This is a genomic window from Pseudomonas sp. 3MA1 (assembly GCF_029237275.1).
GTDB classification, from domain to species: Bacteria; Pseudomonadota; Gammaproteobacteria; order Pseudomonadales; family Pseudomonadaceae; genus Aquipseudomonas; species Aquipseudomonas fluorescens_AP.
Map to the genome: position 1 here is coordinate 1 of NZ_JAACFX010000010.1, position 16,332 is coordinate 16,332.

At 65.9% G+C, this 16,332-nt stretch carries 10 protein-coding genes and 1 pseudogene; 4 read left to right on the plus strand and 7 right to left on the minus strand.

Translation table 11 applies throughout. The annotated features are described in order from the left end of the window. Nucleotides 1–109 (plus strand): annotated as a pseudogene (locus GWQ44_RS23820) (IS110 family transposase); the annotation flags it as partial. Between the two features lie 324 nt (nucleotides 110–433). On the opposite strand, the gene mapR reads toward GWQ44_RS23820, so the two are convergent. The 3 genes from mapR to GWQ44_RS23835 all read right to left on the minus strand — a co-directional run bounded on the left by mapR (nucleotide 434) and on the right by GWQ44_RS23835 (nucleotide 3,866). Next, nucleotides 434–1,843, minus strand: a complete 1,410-nt coding sequence (gene mapR / locus GWQ44_RS23825) for a GntR family transcriptional regulator MpaR (protein WP_047304573.1) — start codon at nucleotides 1,841–1,843, stop codon at nucleotides 434–436. Nucleotides 1,844–2,001: 158 nt separating this feature from the next. Next, a complete protein-coding gene (gene ccoG, locus GWQ44_RS23830) occupies nucleotides 2,002–3,417 on the minus strand; it encodes a cytochrome c oxidase accessory protein CcoG (RefSeq protein WP_275928384.1) in 1,416 nt (471 codons plus the stop codon). Between the two features lie 287 nt (nucleotides 3,418–3,704). Then, nucleotides 3,705–3,866, minus strand: a complete 162-nt coding sequence (locus GWQ44_RS23835) for a hypothetical protein (RefSeq protein WP_275928385.1) — start codon at nucleotides 3,864–3,866, stop codon at nucleotides 3,705–3,707. A gap of 203 nt (nucleotides 3,867–4,069) precedes the next feature. Here GWQ44_RS23835 and GWQ44_RS23840 point away from each other — a divergent pair, with 203 nt between their 5' ends. The 3 genes from GWQ44_RS23840 to glgB all read left to right on the plus strand — a co-directional run bounded on the left by GWQ44_RS23840 (nucleotide 4,070) and on the right by glgB (nucleotide 11,796). Next, a complete protein-coding gene (locus tag GWQ44_RS23840; RefSeq protein WP_275928386.1) occupies nucleotides 4,070–6,067 on the plus strand; it encodes an alpha-1,4-glucan--maltose-1-phosphate maltosyltransferase in 1,998 nt (665 codons plus the stop codon). A gap of 138 nt (nucleotides 6,068–6,205) precedes the next feature. Further along, a complete protein-coding gene (treS, locus tag GWQ44_RS23845; protein WP_275928387.1) occupies nucleotides 6,206–9,556 on the plus strand; it encodes a maltose alpha-D-glucosyltransferase in 3,351 nt (1,116 codons plus the stop codon). Next, nucleotides 9,553–11,796 (plus strand): 1,4-alpha-glucan branching protein GlgB, encoded by a 2,244-nt coding sequence (gene glgB, locus GWQ44_RS23850; protein WP_275928388.1) that lies wholly within the window; start codon nucleotides 9,553–9,555, stop codon nucleotides 11,794–11,796. Before treS ends, glgB begins: the two co-directional genes overlap by 4 nt. Nucleotides 11,797–11,868: 72 nt before the next feature. Here the strand turns inward: glgB and GWQ44_RS23855 are convergent, their stop codons facing one another. The 4 genes from GWQ44_RS23855 to GWQ44_RS23870 all read right to left on the minus strand — a co-directional run bounded on the left by GWQ44_RS23855 (nucleotide 11,869) and on the right by GWQ44_RS23870 (nucleotide 16,332). Further along, a complete protein-coding gene (locus tag GWQ44_RS23855; protein ID WP_047304568.1) occupies nucleotides 11,869–12,648 on the minus strand; it encodes an endonuclease/exonuclease/phosphatase family protein in 780 nt (259 codons plus the stop codon). Nucleotides 12,649–12,731: 83 nt separating this feature from the next. Then, nucleotides 12,732–13,490, minus strand: a complete 759-nt coding sequence (locus tag GWQ44_RS23860) for a PIG-L family deacetylase (protein WP_275928389.1) — start codon at nucleotides 13,488–13,490, stop codon at nucleotides 12,732–12,734. 287 nt (nucleotides 13,491–13,777) lie between these two features. Continuing rightward, nucleotides 13,778–15,928, minus strand: a complete 2,151-nt coding sequence (gene glgX, locus GWQ44_RS23865) for a glycogen debranching protein GlgX (protein WP_047304567.1) — start codon at nucleotides 15,926–15,928, stop codon at nucleotides 13,778–13,780. A gap of 128 nt (nucleotides 15,929–16,056) precedes the next feature. Next, entirely contained in the window at nucleotides 16,057–16,332 is a 276-nt protein-coding gene (locus tag GWQ44_RS23870; protein ID WP_047304566.1) for a DUF2934 domain-containing protein, read from the minus strand.

Genomic DNA, 16,332 nt, shown 5'->3' on the forward strand with positions numbered 1-16,332 from the left:
GGCTGCTGGGAAGAGCAAGAAAGTGGCCTTGGTTGCCTGCATGAGAAAGCTGCTGACGATTCTGAATGCCATGATCCGCGATCAGAAACACTTCGCTGAAATGGCTTGAAGTTCGACACGGTTGCTCACTCCGGCATTGATCCGTGGGCCGCCGCAATGGGCCATCCATGGCCCAGTGCGGCTAACCCGGCGTCCTGCCGGGTTACCCACGGCTCAATGCCTGCGTTCGGCCACCGTGTCTAAAGGGGCAGGAAGATCAAAAGCAAAAGCAAAATCTGACGGCGGCCTGCCGGCCGGCCTGGAGATGGATCGGTGTGCACCGCCCCCCTGTAGGAGCTGGCTTGCCAGCGAAGACGTCCGCCAGGGCGACGCATGTCTTGCGGGCCTCTTCGCCGGCGAGCCGGCTCCTACAGTGTGGGTGGGGCGGTTGTGGTCAGAAGGAGCGGATGATGCGGCCCAGGGTTTCCATGGCCTGTTCCGCGGCGTCGTTCCAGGGACTGCCGTAGTTCAGGCGGATGCAGTTGCGAAAGCGCTGGGTCGGGGAAAAGATCGGCCCGGGGGCGATGCTGATGCCTTGGGCCAGGGCCATCTGGAACAGTTTCAGAGAGTCCATCTGCGGCGGCAGTTCCAGCCACAGGAAGTAGCCACCCGCCGGCTGGCTGACCCGGGTCTGGGCCGGGAAGTAGCGGGCAATCGCCGCCAGCATGGCGCTCTGCTGTTCTTCCAGGGCGTAGCGCAGTTTGCGCAGGTGACGGTCGTAGCCGCCGTGCTGCAGGTAGTCGGCAATCGCCGCCTGGGCCGGCATCGAGGCGCACAGCGAGGTCATGAGTTTGAGCCGTTCGATCTTCTGCGCATAACGCCCGGCCGCGACCCAGCCGATGCGGTAGCCGGGGGCCAGGCTCTTGGCGAAGGAGCCGCAGTGCATCACCAGGCCCTCGGTGTCGAAGGCCTTGGCCGGTTTCGGCGCCTGCTGGCCGTAGTACAGCTCGGCGTAGACGTCGTCTTCGATCAGTGGCACTTGATGCTGGCGCAGCAGTTCCACCAGTTCCTGCTTCTTGGCCTCGGGCATGCTCGCGCCCATGGGGTTCTGGAAGCTGGTCATGCACCAGCAGGCCTTGATCGGGTGGCGTTCCAGGGTCTGGGCCAGGACCCCGAGGTCGATGCCGTCCCGCGGGTGCACGGGAATTTCCACCGCCTTGAGCTTGAGCCGTTCCAGCACTTGCAGGCTGGCGTAGAAGGCCGGGGCCTCGATCGCCACCAGGTCGCCGGGTTCGGTCACCGCTTGCAGGCACAGGTTCAGGGCCTCCAGGGCGCCGTTGGTGATCAGCAGCTCCTCCATGGGCAGCATCAGCCCGGCCACCATGTAGCGCAGGGCGATCTGCCGGCGCAGTTGCGGGTTGCCCGGGGACATGTCGGTGACCACTACCCGCGGGTCCATCTCGCGGCTGGCGCTGGCCAGGGAGCGGGACAGGCGTTGCAGGGGGAACAGGGTCGGGCTGGGAAACGCCGAGCCGAAGGGCACGGTGCTCGGGTCCTTGATCGAGTCGAGCACCGAGAACACCAGTTCGCTGACATCGACTTCGGTGGATTCATTGACTTCGCTGCTGATCACCGGCTCGGAGAACGGGCTCGGCGCGTGGGCGTTGACGAAGTAGCCGGAACGCGGACGGGCGCGGATCAGGCCGCGGCGCTCCAGCAGGTAGTAGGCCTGGAACACCGTCGACGGGCTGACCCCGTAGGTCTGGCTGGCGTAGCGCACCGAAGGCACGCGCTGGCCCGGGCCCAGGACCCCGGAGCGGATCAGTTCGGCGATGTCATCGGCGAATTTTTCGTAGCGTTTCATCTGCGGGGCAAGATCCAGTCTGGTCATCGGGTCTAGGCGTTCGGTGGCGAGGGAGTCGGGGGACTCGACGGCCAGGGCGGGCCCATGGCGGCGTCGAGTACAGCGTTCCCGTGGTCCGGGGAAGCCAGCAGGCTCCCCGGCCACGGCATTCTAGAGGCTCAGCGGTTGATCGGCGCGACAAAACGACTCTTGGCCACGGCATAGACGCTTGGGTCATCGCTGTCGGCGACCTTGAAGCTGATGGCCTGGGAGCTGCTTTGCGCACGGTCCTGGGTCATGGCCACCGAGACCGGCAGGTCGGTGATTTCCCCGGGGGCCAGGCTCAGTTCGGTCTTGCCCTGCAGTTCGAAGCCATCGCCGTCCACCAAGGCCAGGCGGTAGTTCTGCCGTTCCTGGGTCTTGTTGATGATCTTCAGGCTGTAGATGTTCTCGATCTGGCCCATGGCGTTCTCGCGGAACAGGCCACGGTCCTTGCTCACGTCCAGGGACACCATCGGCCGTTGCACCAGGGCCAGCACCAGGGCGCCGATCATCACCAGCAGCACCGCGCTGTAGCCCACCAGGCGCGGCCGCAGCAGGTGGGTCTTGCCCCCTTGCAGCTCGTGTTCGGAGGTGTAGGCGATCAGCCCCCGGGCATAGCCCATCTTGTCCATGATCGAGTCGCAGGCGTCGATGCACGCCGCGCAGCCGATGCACTCCATCTGCAGGCCGTCGCGGATGTCGATGCCGGTGGGGCAGACCTGCACGCACAGCTGGCAGTCGATGCAGTCGCCCAGGCCGACGTCGGCAGGCTTCACATCGCGCTTGCGCGGGCCACGGTTTTCGCCGCGCACCGGGTTGTAGGAGATGGTCAGGGTGTCCTTGTCGAACATCACGCTCTGGAAGCGGGCATAGGGACACATGTGCATGCACACCGCTTCGCGCAGCCAGCCGGCGTTGATGTAGGTGGCCGCGGCGAAGAACAGCACCCAGAACAGGCTCAGGCCGCCGATCTGCAGGGTCAGCAGTTCGTGGGCCAAGGGGCGGATCGGGGTGAAGTAGCCGACGAAGGTCAGGCCGGTGAGCAGGCTGATGCCCAGCCACAGGGTGTGCTTCATGGCCCGGCGCGCCAGCTTGTTCAGGCCCCAGGGCGCGGCTTGCAGCTTGATGCGCTGGTTGCGCTCGCCCTCGGTGACCTTTTCGCACCACATGAACAGCCAGGTCCACGAGCTTTGCGGGCAGGTGTAGCCGCACCAGACCCGGCCGGCGAACACCGTGATGGCGAACAGGCCGAAGGCGCAGATGATCAGCAGCGCCGAGAGCAGAATGAAGTCCTGGGGCCAGAAGGTCGCGCCAAAAATGTGGAACTTGCTCTCGGCCAGGTCCCAGAGCACCGCCTGGCGGCCGCCCCAGTTCAACCACACCGTGCCGAAGAACAGCAGGAACAGAAAACCCGCGCCGGTCATGCGCAGGGTACGGAACAAACCGGTGAAGCTGCGGGTGTAAACGTGTTTGTCGGTGGTCTTCGACTTCATCTGTTTGGGTTGTGAAGGTTCGAAGGTCTCTACTAATCGGACGGGGATTCTTTCGCTCATGGTCGTTCGCTCATCAGCCTCCATCAGGCCGCGCAACTATGACCACGGATCTGTTTGCATAACAGACTCAGGTATTTGATAAAAAACCGTATCAGATGAGCTTTTCCGGGCCCCTGCGACAACTTGCTGCACCCCCTCCAGCACCCCCGGGGATGGCCGCAAGGGCCTCTGGCACAGGCCTGTGCCAGAGGCCCTGATCCAGGTCAGGCAAATCACCGAATCACCTTCGGTGGCGTGCAGATGACGCCGACCGCCGGCAGCGTCCGCCGGCGTAGCGGGGCCGCTGGCTATGCTTGGAGCTCCAGCGGCGGCCGAGTGACGGGCGGGTCGCCCTTGGGCGGCGCGGGGGTGGCGGGCGGTTCCTGCTCGGGCACCGGCGGATCGCTGGGGGGCAGGGGCGGCTGGTCGAGGTTCGGGTCGGGGGTTTCTGCCGGGATCGGGATATTCATCGCTATGGCCTCCTTTGTGCTTGTCGATGCACGGGCTCTTGCGGTGGACCCTGCCCGGGCGGAATTGATTCCCGTCGCCTGGCCGGGCAATCGCGCTGAACTTTCGCCGCGGCCTGTGGCTCGGACACTAGGTGCACGGATTCACCGGGGGCTGCCGGCTCCACAACCAGAGCGTCTTGGACGTGTAAGAGGGGTGATGCTCGATGACTGCAGAGAAACCGACAGAACAGCACGACCAGCCGTCGTCGCTGCCCTTGTCCCAGGCCTTGCTGCTGCCGCGGATCGCCATCGAGAACACCCGCCCGGTGCTCGATGGCGGGCAGTTCGCGGTCAAGGCGGTGGCGGGGCAGGAGGTCGAGGTGACGTGCAAGGTCTTCACCGACGGCCACGATCAACTGGCGGTGCACCTGCGCTGGCGCAACGAGTGCCAGGAGCGCTGGTACAGCCAGGCTCTGGAGGATCAGGGCAACGACGCCTGGCTGGGGCGTTTCCCGGTGCCGGCCGTGGGCTGCTACCGCTTCTGCATCGAAGCCTGGATCGATCAGTTCGCCAGCTTCTGTCACGAACTGCAGAAAAAGCACCAGGCCGGGGTGCCGGTGAGCCTGGAACTGCAGGAGGGGCGCAATCAGGTGCAGCAGGCCGCCGAACGCAGCGAGGGGGCGTTGCGCGAGCAATTGCTGGAGTTGCGGCAGCAACTGGCCGGCTTGCTGGAGGCCGAGCAGGTGGCGTTGTTTCTCGCTGAGCACAGCGCCCGGCTGATGGCCGAGGCCGATCACCGTCCCTACCTGAGCCTGAGCCCCGAGTACCCGGTGGATGTGGAGCGCGAGCGCGCGCAATTTGCCAGCTGGTACGAGCTGTTTCCCCGCTCGATCACCGATGATCCCCAGCGCCACGGCACCTTCGACGATGTCCATGGGCGGCTGTCGATGATCCATGACATGGGCTTCGACGTGCTGTACTTCCCGCCGATCCATCCCATCGGCCGCCGCCACCGCAAGGGCCGCAACAACTCGTTGACGGCGGCCCCGGACGATCCCGGCAGCCCATACGCGATTGGCAGCGAGGAGGGCGGCCACGAGGCCATCCATCCGCAACTGGGCAGCCTGGAGGACTTTCGCCGGCTGGTGGCCGCCGCCGCCGACCATGGCCTGGAAATCGCCCTGGACTTCGCCATCCAGTGTTCCCAGGACCACCCCTGGCTGACCCAGCATCCGGGCTGGTTCAACTGGCGCCCGGACGGCACCATCAAATACGCCGAGAACCCGCCGAAGAAGTACCAGGACATCGTCAATGTCGACTTCTATGCCGCCGAGGCCATCCCCAGCCTGTGGCTGGAGTTGCGCGACATCGTCCTCGGCTGGGTCGAGGAGGGGGTCAAGCTGTTTCGCGTGGACAACCCCCACACCAAGCCGCTGCCGTTCTGGCAGTGGCTGATCGCCGAGGTGCGCGGCCGGCACCCGGAGGTGATCTTCCTCGCCGAAGCCTTCACCACCCCGGCGATGATGGCGCGCCTGGGCAAGATCGGTTACTCCCAGAGCTACACCTACTTCACCTGGCGCAACACCAAGAGCGAACTGGCCAGCTACTTCAGCGAGCTCAACCAGTCGCCGTGGCGCGAGTGTTTCCGGCCGAACTTCTTCGTCAACACCCCGGACATCAATCCGGCGTTTCTGCATGACTCGGGGCGCCCGGGATTTCTGATCCGCGCGGTGCTGGCCAGCATGGGCTCGGGGCTGTGGGGCCTGTACTCCGGGTTTGAACTGTGTGAATCGGCACCGCTGCCGGGCAAGGAGGAATACCTGGATTCGGAGAAATACCAGATCCGCCCCCGGGACTTCAGCGCCCCGGGCAACATCATTGCCGAGATCGCCCAGCTCAACCGCATCCGCCGGCAGAACCCGGCGCTGCACAGTCACCTGGGGCTCAAGCTGTACAACGCCTGGAACGACCAGATCCTGTATTTCGGCAAGCGCAGCAGCGACGGCGGCAACTTCGTGCTGGTGGCGGTCAGCCTCGATCCGTTCAACCCGCAGGAGGCCCATTTCGAGCTGCCGCTGTGGGAAATGGGCCTGCCCGACGACGCCCCGACCCAGGGTGAAGACCTGATGAACGGCCACCGCTGGACCTGGTACGGCAAGACCCAGTTCATGCGCCTGGAACCGGCGCAACCCTTCGGCATCTGGCGCATCAGCCCCCTGTAGGAGCCGGCTTGCCGGCGAAGAGGCCCCTGAGCCTTGCGCCGGGCTGGCCGCCGCCTTCGCTGGCAAGCCAGCGCCTGCGGTGGTCGTGGCGCATCGCCGGGTGCGCCGCTACGAATTGAATTTTTTCAGGAGTCCGACATGGCCAAGAAACCCCGCTCAGCGACCTTTATCAAGGACCCGCTCTGGTACAAGGACGCGGTGATCTATCAGGTGCATGTGAAGTCCTTTTTCGATTCCAACAACGACGGAATCGGCGATTTTCCGGGGCTGATCGCCAAGCTCGACTACATCAAGGACCTGGGGGTCAACACCCTCTGGCTGTTGCCGTTCTACCCCTCGCCTCGGCGCGACGATGGCTATGACATCGCCGAATACCGCGGGGTCAGCCCCGACTACGGCACCCTGGCCGACGTCCGGCGCTTTATCGCCGAGGCCCACAAGCGCGAGCTGCGGGTGATCAGCGAGCTGGTGATCAACCACACCTCGGACCAGCACCCCTGGTTCCAGCGAGCGCGCAAGGCCAAACCGGGCTCGGCGGCGCGCAATTTCTATGTATGGTCCGACGACGACCAGAAATACGCCGGCACCCGGATCATCTTCCTCGATACCGAAACGTCCAACTGGACCTGGGACCCGGTGGCCGGCCAGTACTTCTGGCACCGCTTCTATTCCCACCAGCCGGACCTCAACTTCGACAACCCCCAGGTGATGAAGGCGGTGCTCTCGGTGATGCGCTACTGGCTGGACATGGGCATCGACGGCCTGCGCCTGGACGCCATTCCCTACCTGATCGAGCGCGATGGCACCCACAACGAGAACCTGCCCGAGACCCACGACGTGCTCAAGCGCATTCGCGCCGAGATCGACGCCCACTACCCGGACCGCATGCTCCTGGCCGAGGCCAACCAGTGGCCGGAAGACACCCAGCTGTACTTTGGTCAGTCAACCAATGGCGCCGACGGCGACGAGTGCCACATGGCCTTCCACTTCCCGCTGATGCCGCGCATGTATATGGCCCTGGCCCAGGAGGATCGCTTCCCGATCAGCGATATCCTGCGCCAGACCCCGGAGATCCCGGCCCATTGCCAGTGGGCGATCTTTCTGCGCAACCACGATGAGCTGACCCTGGAAATGGTCACCGACAAGGAGCGCGACTACCTGTGGAACTACTACGCCGCTGACCGCCGGGCGCGGATCAACCTGGGCATTCGTCGGCGCCTGGCGCCGCTGATGGAACGCGACCGGCGGCGCATCGAGCTGCTCAACAGCCTGCTGCTGTCGATGCCCGGCACCCCGACCCTGTATTACGGCGACGAGATCGGCATGGGCGACAACATCTACCTGGGGGACCGTGATGGCGTGCGCACGCCGATGCAGTGGTCCATCGACCGTAACGGTGGCTTTTCCCGCGCGGACCCGGCCCGCCTGGTGCTGCCGCCGATCATGGACCCGCTGTATGGCTATCAGTCGGTCAATGTCGAGACCCAGTCCGGCGACCCTCACTCCCTGCTCAACTGGACCCGGCGCATGCTGGCGGTGCGCAAGCAATCCAAGGCTTTTGGCCGCGGCAGCCTGAAGATGCTGTCGCCGAGCAACCGGCGGATCCTGGCCTACACCCGGGAATACACCGACGCCGACGGCCATCAGGAAATCATCCTGTGCGTGGCCAACGTCTCGCGCAGTGCCCAGGCCGCGGAACTGGACCTGTCGGCCTTCGCCGGCAGGGTCCCGGTGGAAATGCTCGGCGGCAATGCTTTCCCGCCCATCGGCCAGTTGCACTTTCTGCTGACCCTGGCGCCCTACGGTTTCTACTGGTTCGTCCTGGCCGCCGAGCAGCAGATGCCCAGCTGGCACGTGGAACCGGCGCAGAGCCTGCCGGACTTTCGCACCCTGGTCCTGAAAAAGCGCCTCGAAGAATTGCTCGAAGCGCCGTCGCGCACCACCTTGGAGCACGAGGTGCTGCCCCTCTGGCTGCCCAAGCGCCGCTGGTTCGCCGGCAAGGACAGCGCCCTGCAAGCGCCGCATATCGCCTATGCCGTGCGCTTTGGTGATCCTCGGCATCCGGTGCTGCTGAGCGAGATCGAGGTCAGCCGCGACGGCCAGTCCGAGCGCTATCAGTTGCCTTTCGGCCTGCTCGGCGAAGAACCGTCCGGCAGTGCCTTGGCCCAGCAACTGGCGATGGCCCGGGTGCGTCGCGGGCGCCAGGTCGGGCTGATCACCGATGCCTTCGTTCTCGACAGTTTCGTGCGCGACGTGCTCCAGGCCCTGCAGGCCCGTACCCGGCTGGAGTGCGAGGCCGGGCAGATCCGCTTCGAGGGCAGCCTGGCCCTGGACGGGCTGGGCCTGGGGGCCGAGTCCGAGGTGCGCTACCTGTCGGCGGAGCAGTCCAACAGTTCGGTGGTGGTCGGCGGCAGGCTGGTGCTCAAGCTGCTGCGCCGGGTGTCCGCCGGGGTGCACCCAGAACTGGAAATGGGCGCCTTCCTCACCGCCGCGGGCTTTGCCCATATCTCGCCCCTGCTGGGTGCGGTGTTGCGTCGCGATGCCCAGGGCGAGGACCACCTGCTGATGATCGCCCAGGGCTACCTGAGCAATCAGGGCGACGCCTGGGAGTGGACGCAGAACACGCTGCAACGGGCCATCCACGATGAGCTGGCGGACGCCATGTCCGAGCAGGAGCAGCATTACAACGCCCTTGGCGAACTGCGCGAGTTCGCCGGGCTGCTGGGCCAGCGCCTGGGCGAAATGCACCGGTTGCTGGCGGCCCCGGGCAGCGGCCCGGACTTTGCACCGCAAGTGAGCACCCGCAAGGACACCCAGGCCTGGAATCGGCAGGTGGCCGGGCAACTGGAACGGGGGTTGCAGTTGCTCAAGCAGCATCAAGGCCAACTGAGCACGCAGGACCGGCAATGGGTGAGTCGATTGTTGCAGCACAAGGCGCAGATCCTCGGTCATATCCAGCAACTGGCCAATCAGCTGGTGGGTGGCCTGCGCATCCGGGTTCACGGCGATCTGCATCTGGGCCAGGTGCTGGTGGTCCAGGGCGATGCCTACCTGATCGACTTCGAGGGCGAGCCGGCGCGGTCCCTGGCCGAGCGCCGGGGCAAGCACAGCCCGTACAAGGACGTCAGCGGGGTGCTGCGTTCCTTCGACTATGCCGCGGCCATGGCCCGCGAGGCGCCGGTGGTCGATGCCTCGCCTGCGGCCGCGGCGGCGCGGGAGCGGGTGCTGCGGCGTTACCTCGACCAAGCGCGGCAGGCCTTTGTCCAGGCGTATCGGCTGGCGACGGCTACGCTTGCCCATGGCTGGCAGGAACCCGGCGCCGCGGACGCCGCCCTGGCCCTGTTCAGCCTGGAGAAGGCCGCCTATGAGTTGGCCTATGAAGCGCAAAACCGACCCACCTGGTTGCACGTGCCCTTGCACGGCCTGGTGCGGTTGTTGAGTGAGCTGCAAGCTTTTTCCGAACTTGAGCGTGGTGGAGAGCAGTCATGAGTGTCTCGAACAAGGAACAGGGAAAGCCCACAGCGGCATTGCTGCCCCCGGCCAAGGCCATCGACGCCCTGGTACGGGCGGAACATCACGACCCGTTCGCCATTCTCGGTCCCCACGGGGACGGCGCGGGCGGCCAGTTCATCCGCGCCTTTGTGCCCGGGGCGCTGAGCGTGCAGGTGCTGGACCGGGACCAGCAGCAGGTGCTGGGCAGCCTGCAGGCCGTCGAGGCGCCGGGGCTGTTTGTCGGGCATTTCGACACCTGCCAGGCCTATCTTTTGCGAGTGCAGTGGGCCGGTGGCGAACAGATCAGCGAGGATCCCTACAGCTTCGGCCCGTTGCTGGGGGACATGGACCTGTACCTGTTCGCCGAAGGCAATCACCGCGATCTGAGTGCTTGCCTGGGCGCCCAGGTGACTTGCGTCGACGGCGTCGCCGGGGTGCGCTTCGCGGTCTGGGCGCCCAATGCCCGGCGCGTCTCGGTGGTCGGGGATTTCAATGTTTGGGACGGGCGCCGCCACCCGATGCGCCTGCGTCATCCGTCCGGGGTCTGGGAACTGTTCATCCCGCGGTTGCAGCCCGGCGAGGCCTACAAGTACGAGATTCTCGGGCCCCAGGGCATCCTGCCGCTCAAGGCCGATCCCATGGCCCTGGCCACGCAACTGCCGCCGGATACCGCCTCGCGGGTCGCCGAACCGCTGGATTTCAACTGGCAGGACCAGGCGTGGATGGCGCAACGCGGCCAGTTGCAGCGGCCCGACGCGGCGCTGTCGATCTACGAGCTACACGCCGGCTCCTGGCAGTGCGAGGTGGACGATCTGGGGGAGGTGGCCCGCCAGTACAGCTGGGCCGAACTGGCCGAGCGCCTGATTCCCTACGTCAAGGACCTGGGCTTCACCCATATCGAACTGATGCCGATCATGGAGCATCCCTTTGGCGGCTCCTGGGGCTACCAGCCGCTGTCGCAGTTCGCCCCCAGCGCCCGCTATGGCAGCCCGCGGGATTTTGCCGCCTTTGTCGATGCCTGCCACCGGGCCCAGCTCGGGGTGATTCTCGATTGGGTGCCGGCGCATTTTCCCACCGACGCCCACGGCCTGGCGCAGTTCGACGGCACCGCGCTGTATGAATACGGCAACCCCCTGGAAGGCTTCCATCAGGACTGGGACACCCTGATCTACAACCTCGGGCGCACCGAAGTGCACGGTTTCATGCTGGCTTCGGCGCTGCACTGGCTCAAGCATTTCCATGTCGACGGCCTGCGGGTGGACGCCGTGGCCTCGATGCTCTATCGCGACTATTCGCGCAAGGCCGGGCAATGGGTGCCCAACCGCCATGGCGGTCGCGAGAACCTGGAGGCCATCGACTTTCTGCGCCACCTCAACGACGTGGTGGCCCTGGAAGCCCCGGGCGCCCTGGTGATCGCCGAGGAGTCCACCGCCTGGCCCGGGGTCAGCCGACCCACCGACCAGGGCGGCCTGGGCTTTGCCTACAAATGGAACATGGGCTGGATGCACGATTCGTTGCACTACATCCAGCAGGATCCGGTGTACCGCGGCCATCATCACAACGAGCTGAGTTTCGGCCTGGTGTACGCCTGGTCCGAACGCTTCATCCTGCCGATCTCCCATGACGAGGTGGTGCACGGCAAGCATTCGCTGATCGACAAGATGCCCGGCGACCGCTGGCAGAAGTTCGCCAACCTGCGGGCCTACCTGAGCTTCATGTGGACCCATCCGGGCAAGAAGCTGCTGTTCATGGGCTGCGAGTTCGGCCAGTGGCGCGAGTGGAACCACGATCAGCAGCTGGACTGGTACCTGCTGCAGTACCCCGAGCACCGCGGGGTGCAAAAGCTGGTGAGCGACCTCAACCAGCTGTATCGCCAGTACCCGGCGCTGCATGACCAGGACGACGTGCCCCAGGGCTTCCAATGGCTGATTGGCGATGACGCGATCAACAGCGTGTATGCCTGGCTGCGCTGGAGCCGCAGCGGCGAGCCGTTGCTGGTGGTGGCCAACTTCACCCCGGTGCCGCGCCCGGCCTACCGGGTCGGCGTGCCCCTGGCCGGGCGCTGGAGCGAACTGCTCAACAGCGATTCGCAGCTGTATGCCGGGTCCAACTACGGCAACGGCGGCGAGGCCTTCAGCCAGGAGCAGGGCAGTCATGGCCAGGCCCTGTCCCTGGTGCTCAACCTGCCGCCCCTGGCGGTGCTGGTGCTGCGCCCCGACAGCGGCGCTATCCCTTAGTCCTCGGCTTGCCGTGCGCTGAGCCTGCTGCGGCCACCGCGCAGGCCTTCGCTGGCCGGCCCGCGGCCCCGGCTAGAGGTGCACTTCCACCGCCAGGGGCAGGTGGTCGGAGAGGTGGGTCCAGGGTTTGTTGCCGAGGATCTGCGGTCGATGGCTGCTGGCGTTGCGCAGGTAGATGCGGTCCAGGCGCAGCAATGGCCAGCGCGCTGGGTAGGTCTTGGCTGGACGCCCGTGATGGCGCTCGAAGGCTTCGTGCAGGTCGTCCCGTCGCCCCAGGGTGGCGTTGCCGTGCATCTGCCAGTCGTTGAAGTCGCCGGCGATGATCACCGGCGCCTCGGCGGGCAGGGATTCGAGCAACTGGCACAGCAGGGCCAACTGCTGTTGCCGGTGGCTTTCCAGCAGGCTCAGGTGCACGCAGATGGCATGCACTTCGGCGTGGCCCGGCACCTCCAGTACGCAGTGCAGCAGGCCCCGGCGCTCGGGGCCGGTGATCGAGACGTCAAGGTTGCGGTACTGGCGGATGGGGAATTTCGACAGCAGGGCATTGCCGTGGTGGCCGTCGGGGTACACCGCATTGCGCCCGTAGGCGTAGTCGCTCCACATGCTGTCGGCGAGAAACTCGTATTGCGACTGCTCGGGCCAGTTGTGCAGGCGTGAGGCGTGGCGCTCATGCTCCCCCAGCACTTCCTGCAGAAACACCAGATCGGCGCGGGTGCTGCGCACCGCCTCGCGCAGCTCCGGAAGAATGAAACGCCGATTGAGGGCGGTGAAGCCCTTGTGAGTGTTGACGGTCAGCACCCGCAGGCGCTGGATGCTCGGCGGGTCGGGCTGAAGGGGGCGATCGCTGCTCACGCGGGCTCCTGTGAATCCGTGGCGGTTACTGATGGGACTGACGGCAGGCGCTCGCGTTCAGCTGAATGTGCAACGGCCCCGGTCTACATCAGGATGATCTCGTAGGGCAGGCGCATGCGCTCCAGCAGCACCGGCGACAGCGAAGGCTGCAGGCCGATCTCCGGCTCGCCCTGCAGCTGGCTGGCGTAGGCGTGGGCGGCATGCCGCTTGCGGGCCACGGTCCAGGTGTCCAGGCGCAGTTTGCGCGCCCGTTGCCAGGGGATCCGGTGCTCCTCCCGGGGCGACCAGTGCCAGGCCCACAGCGGAATTTCGTAAAAGCGCGCGCCGACCTGGGCCGCGGCCTTGGCGGTCGCCCGGCCGACCGCCTCGTGATCGAGGTTGCCGTCGGCGCGCCAGGTGCTGAACACCACATCGCTGTCGCGCAGGTAGCGGCTGATGAAAGGCACCAGTTGCTGCTCGCGCTCGCTCAGGGCGTTGTCGGCAAAGCCGCCGCGAATCCACTTCAGGCTGTGCAGCGGCAAGCCCAGGCGCCGCAGGGCCTCGGCGCTTTCCTGGGGGCGGAAGACACTGAGGCGGCGCTTGGGCCAGCGTTCCGAACCCGGGTGGCTGGCGCTGCCGTCGCTGATGGAGATCAACTGCAAGGGGTGGCCGTGGTGGGCCAGCACTTGCAGCAGTCCGCCGCTGGCGACCACCTCGTCACCGGGATGGGGGGCGACGATCACCGCCCGTGAGCCCGGTGGAACCAGATTGCTCAGGTTGATGGCCGGGACATCGGCCAGTTGGCGGGCGCTGTTCCATATCTGGCTGGGCCAGCTGTTGTCTACTGCGGGTATGGCTTTCATGGGGTATCACGTCCTTGTTTGCCGGGGCGCGGCTCGGGTGGCTGAACAGCCGTCGAGTGGCGCCCCTGGGTTCGCCGCACGCTGATTCCATGGCATCCGCCTCAGCGTGAAGTACCGGTGTGGCCAACCTTTGGCCCACCGTGAGCCGAGCGCAATCATACTCAGCTCAAGGTCGCCGACACAGGGGATCCATGTGAATTTGTCGACGGCGGCCCGTTTCTCAGGGTAGTCGGATTTTCTCGCCGGGCCCGAGCTTCTGACGAACACCCGGCAAGCCTGGGCGCGGATCACTCCTGGTGTTCGTGTTGCAGCTCGAACAGCAGCAGGGAACGCCCGGTCACCGAGTACTCGTGGCCGAAGGCGAAACGCTCCTGGCCGCGGACCGCCGGCTGGTGGGTGTCGAGCATGCAGCTCCAGAACTCGCCGGCCGGCACCTCGGGCAGGCGGAAATTGACGATGTCGTGATGGGCGTTGACCACCAGCAGCACCGTGGCGTCGGCCCCGGGGCGCAGGATCCCGGTTTCCTGGGCGCGGCCGTCCAGCAGCATGCCCAGGCAGCGGCCGTGGGGGTCTTGCCATTGTTCGGTGCTCATCTCGTTGCCGTCCGGGGCCAGCCAGGTGACGTCCTTGACCCCGAGGTCCTCGTTGTAGCTGCCCACCAGGAAGCGTCCGCGACGCAGGATCGGGTAGTTCAGGCGCAGTTTGATCAGGCGCTTGACGAACTTGAGCAGCGCCTTGCCGTCGGCGTCCAGCGCCCAGTTGACCCAGCCGATCTCGCTGTCCTGGCAGTAGGCGTTGTTGTTGCCGTGCTGGGTGCGGGCGAATTCGTCGCCGGCCACCAGCATCGGCGTGCCCTGGGCCAGCAGCAGGGTGGCGAAGAAGTTGCGCATCTGGCGCAAGCGCAGGGCGTTGATCTCGGGGTCGTCGGTGGGGCCTTCGACGCCGTGGTTCCAGGACAGGTTGTTGTCGCTGCCGTCCTGGTTGTTCTCGTCGTTGGCCTGGTTGTGCTTGTCGTTGTAGGACACCAGGTCGCGCAGGGTGAAACCGTCGTGGGCGGTGACGAAGTTGACCGACGCGTAGGGGCGGCGGCCGCGCTGGTTGAACATCTCGCCGGAGGCGGTCATGCGCCCGGCAAAGTCCGCCAGCTGGCCGTCGTCGCCTTTCCAGAAGGCGCGCACGGTGTCGCGAAAACGATCGTTCCATTCCACCCAGCCCGGCGGAAAGCGGCCCACCTGGTAGCCGCCGGGGCCGCAGTCCCAGGGTTCGGCGATCAGCTTCACCTGGCGCAGCACCGGGTCCTGGCGGCAGGCCACGAGGAAGCTGTGGCGCTCGTCGAAACCATCGTGGTAACGGCCGAGGATGGTCGCCAGGTCGAAGCGGAAACCGTCCACGTGCATCTCCGTAGCCCAGTAGCGCAGGGAGTCGGTGACCATCTGCAGCACGCACGGATGACTCAGGTCCAGGGTGTTGCCGGTGCCCGAATCGTTGATGTAGAAACGCTTGTCGTCGGGCATCAGGCGGTAGTAGGAGGCGTTGTCGATGCCGCGCATGGACAGGGTCGGGCCTTGTTCGTTGCCTTCGGCGGTGTGGTTGTAGACCACGTCCAGCAGCACCTCCAGCCCGGCCTCGTGCAGGTGCGCGACCATTTCCTTGAATTCGGCGATCTTGCCGCTGGCCAGGTAGCGCGGGTCCGGGGCGAAGAAGGCGATGCTGTTGTAGCCCCAGTAGTTGGTCATGCCCTTGTGCAGCAGGTGCTGATCGTTGACGAAGGCGTGGATCGGCAGCAGCTCCACCGACGACACCCCCAGCTTGCGGATGTGCTCCAGCACGTCGTCGACCATCAGCCCGGCAAAGCTGCCCCGCAGGTGCTCCGGCACCGCCGGATGGCGCATGGTGAAGCCGCGCACATGAGTCTCGTAGATGATGGTCTTGTCCCAGGGCACCTTGATCTGCTGGTCGTGGCCCCAGGTGTGGGCCGGGTCGATGACCTTGCACTTGGGCACGAAGGGCGCGCTGTCGCGCTCATCGAAACTCAGGTCGGCGTCCGGGTGACCGATGGTGTAGCCGAACAGCGCCTCGGACCATTTCAGTTCCCCCACCAACTGCTTGGCATAAGGGTCGATCAGCAGTTTGTTGGGGTTGAAGCGATGGCCGTTGACCGGGTCGTAGGGGCCGTGCACCCGGTAGCCGTAGATCAGCCCTGGGTGGGCATCGGGCAGGTAGCCGTGGAAGATCTCATCGGTGTATTCGGGAAGTTCGATGCGCTCCAGTTCCACTTCGCCGGCGGCGTCGAACAGGCACAGTTCGACCCGTGTGGCATTGGCCGAGAACAGCGCGAAGTTCACCCCCAGGCCATCCCAGGTGGCGCCCAGGGGGAAGGGCAGGCCTTCACGGATGCGCGAGGCTTCGTGCTCGGGAGTCTGCTTGGATCGGCTCATGGTTGCTCCTGCAGGTCTGATGAAAGGGTCTGATACCCGTGCTCCCGCGACTTTTTCCGGGCGCAGGAACCCCGGGTGGCGCCCACACGCGCCACGGCTCGACGGCGATCAACGGGTGGGGAATGGCGTCAGTGGGCGGGCGGCTTGCGCGGGGCCCGGGGTTTCTTCGCCGCCGGCTTTTCGCCCGGAGGCAGGACCACGGCGGCGGCCGGCTTGGCCTTGGGTTTGGCGGCGGTCCGGGCCTTGGGCTTGGCGACCTTGGCCGGAGGCGGCGGCGCCAGGGCTTCGGCTTCGGCCAGCTTGCGCGCCATGTCCCAGTGCCGGGCCTCCTGGCCCTGGGGTTTGCCTTCCGATTCCCAGATCTGATAGGCGAATTCACGAATGCGTTTGTCGTCGGTACTCAT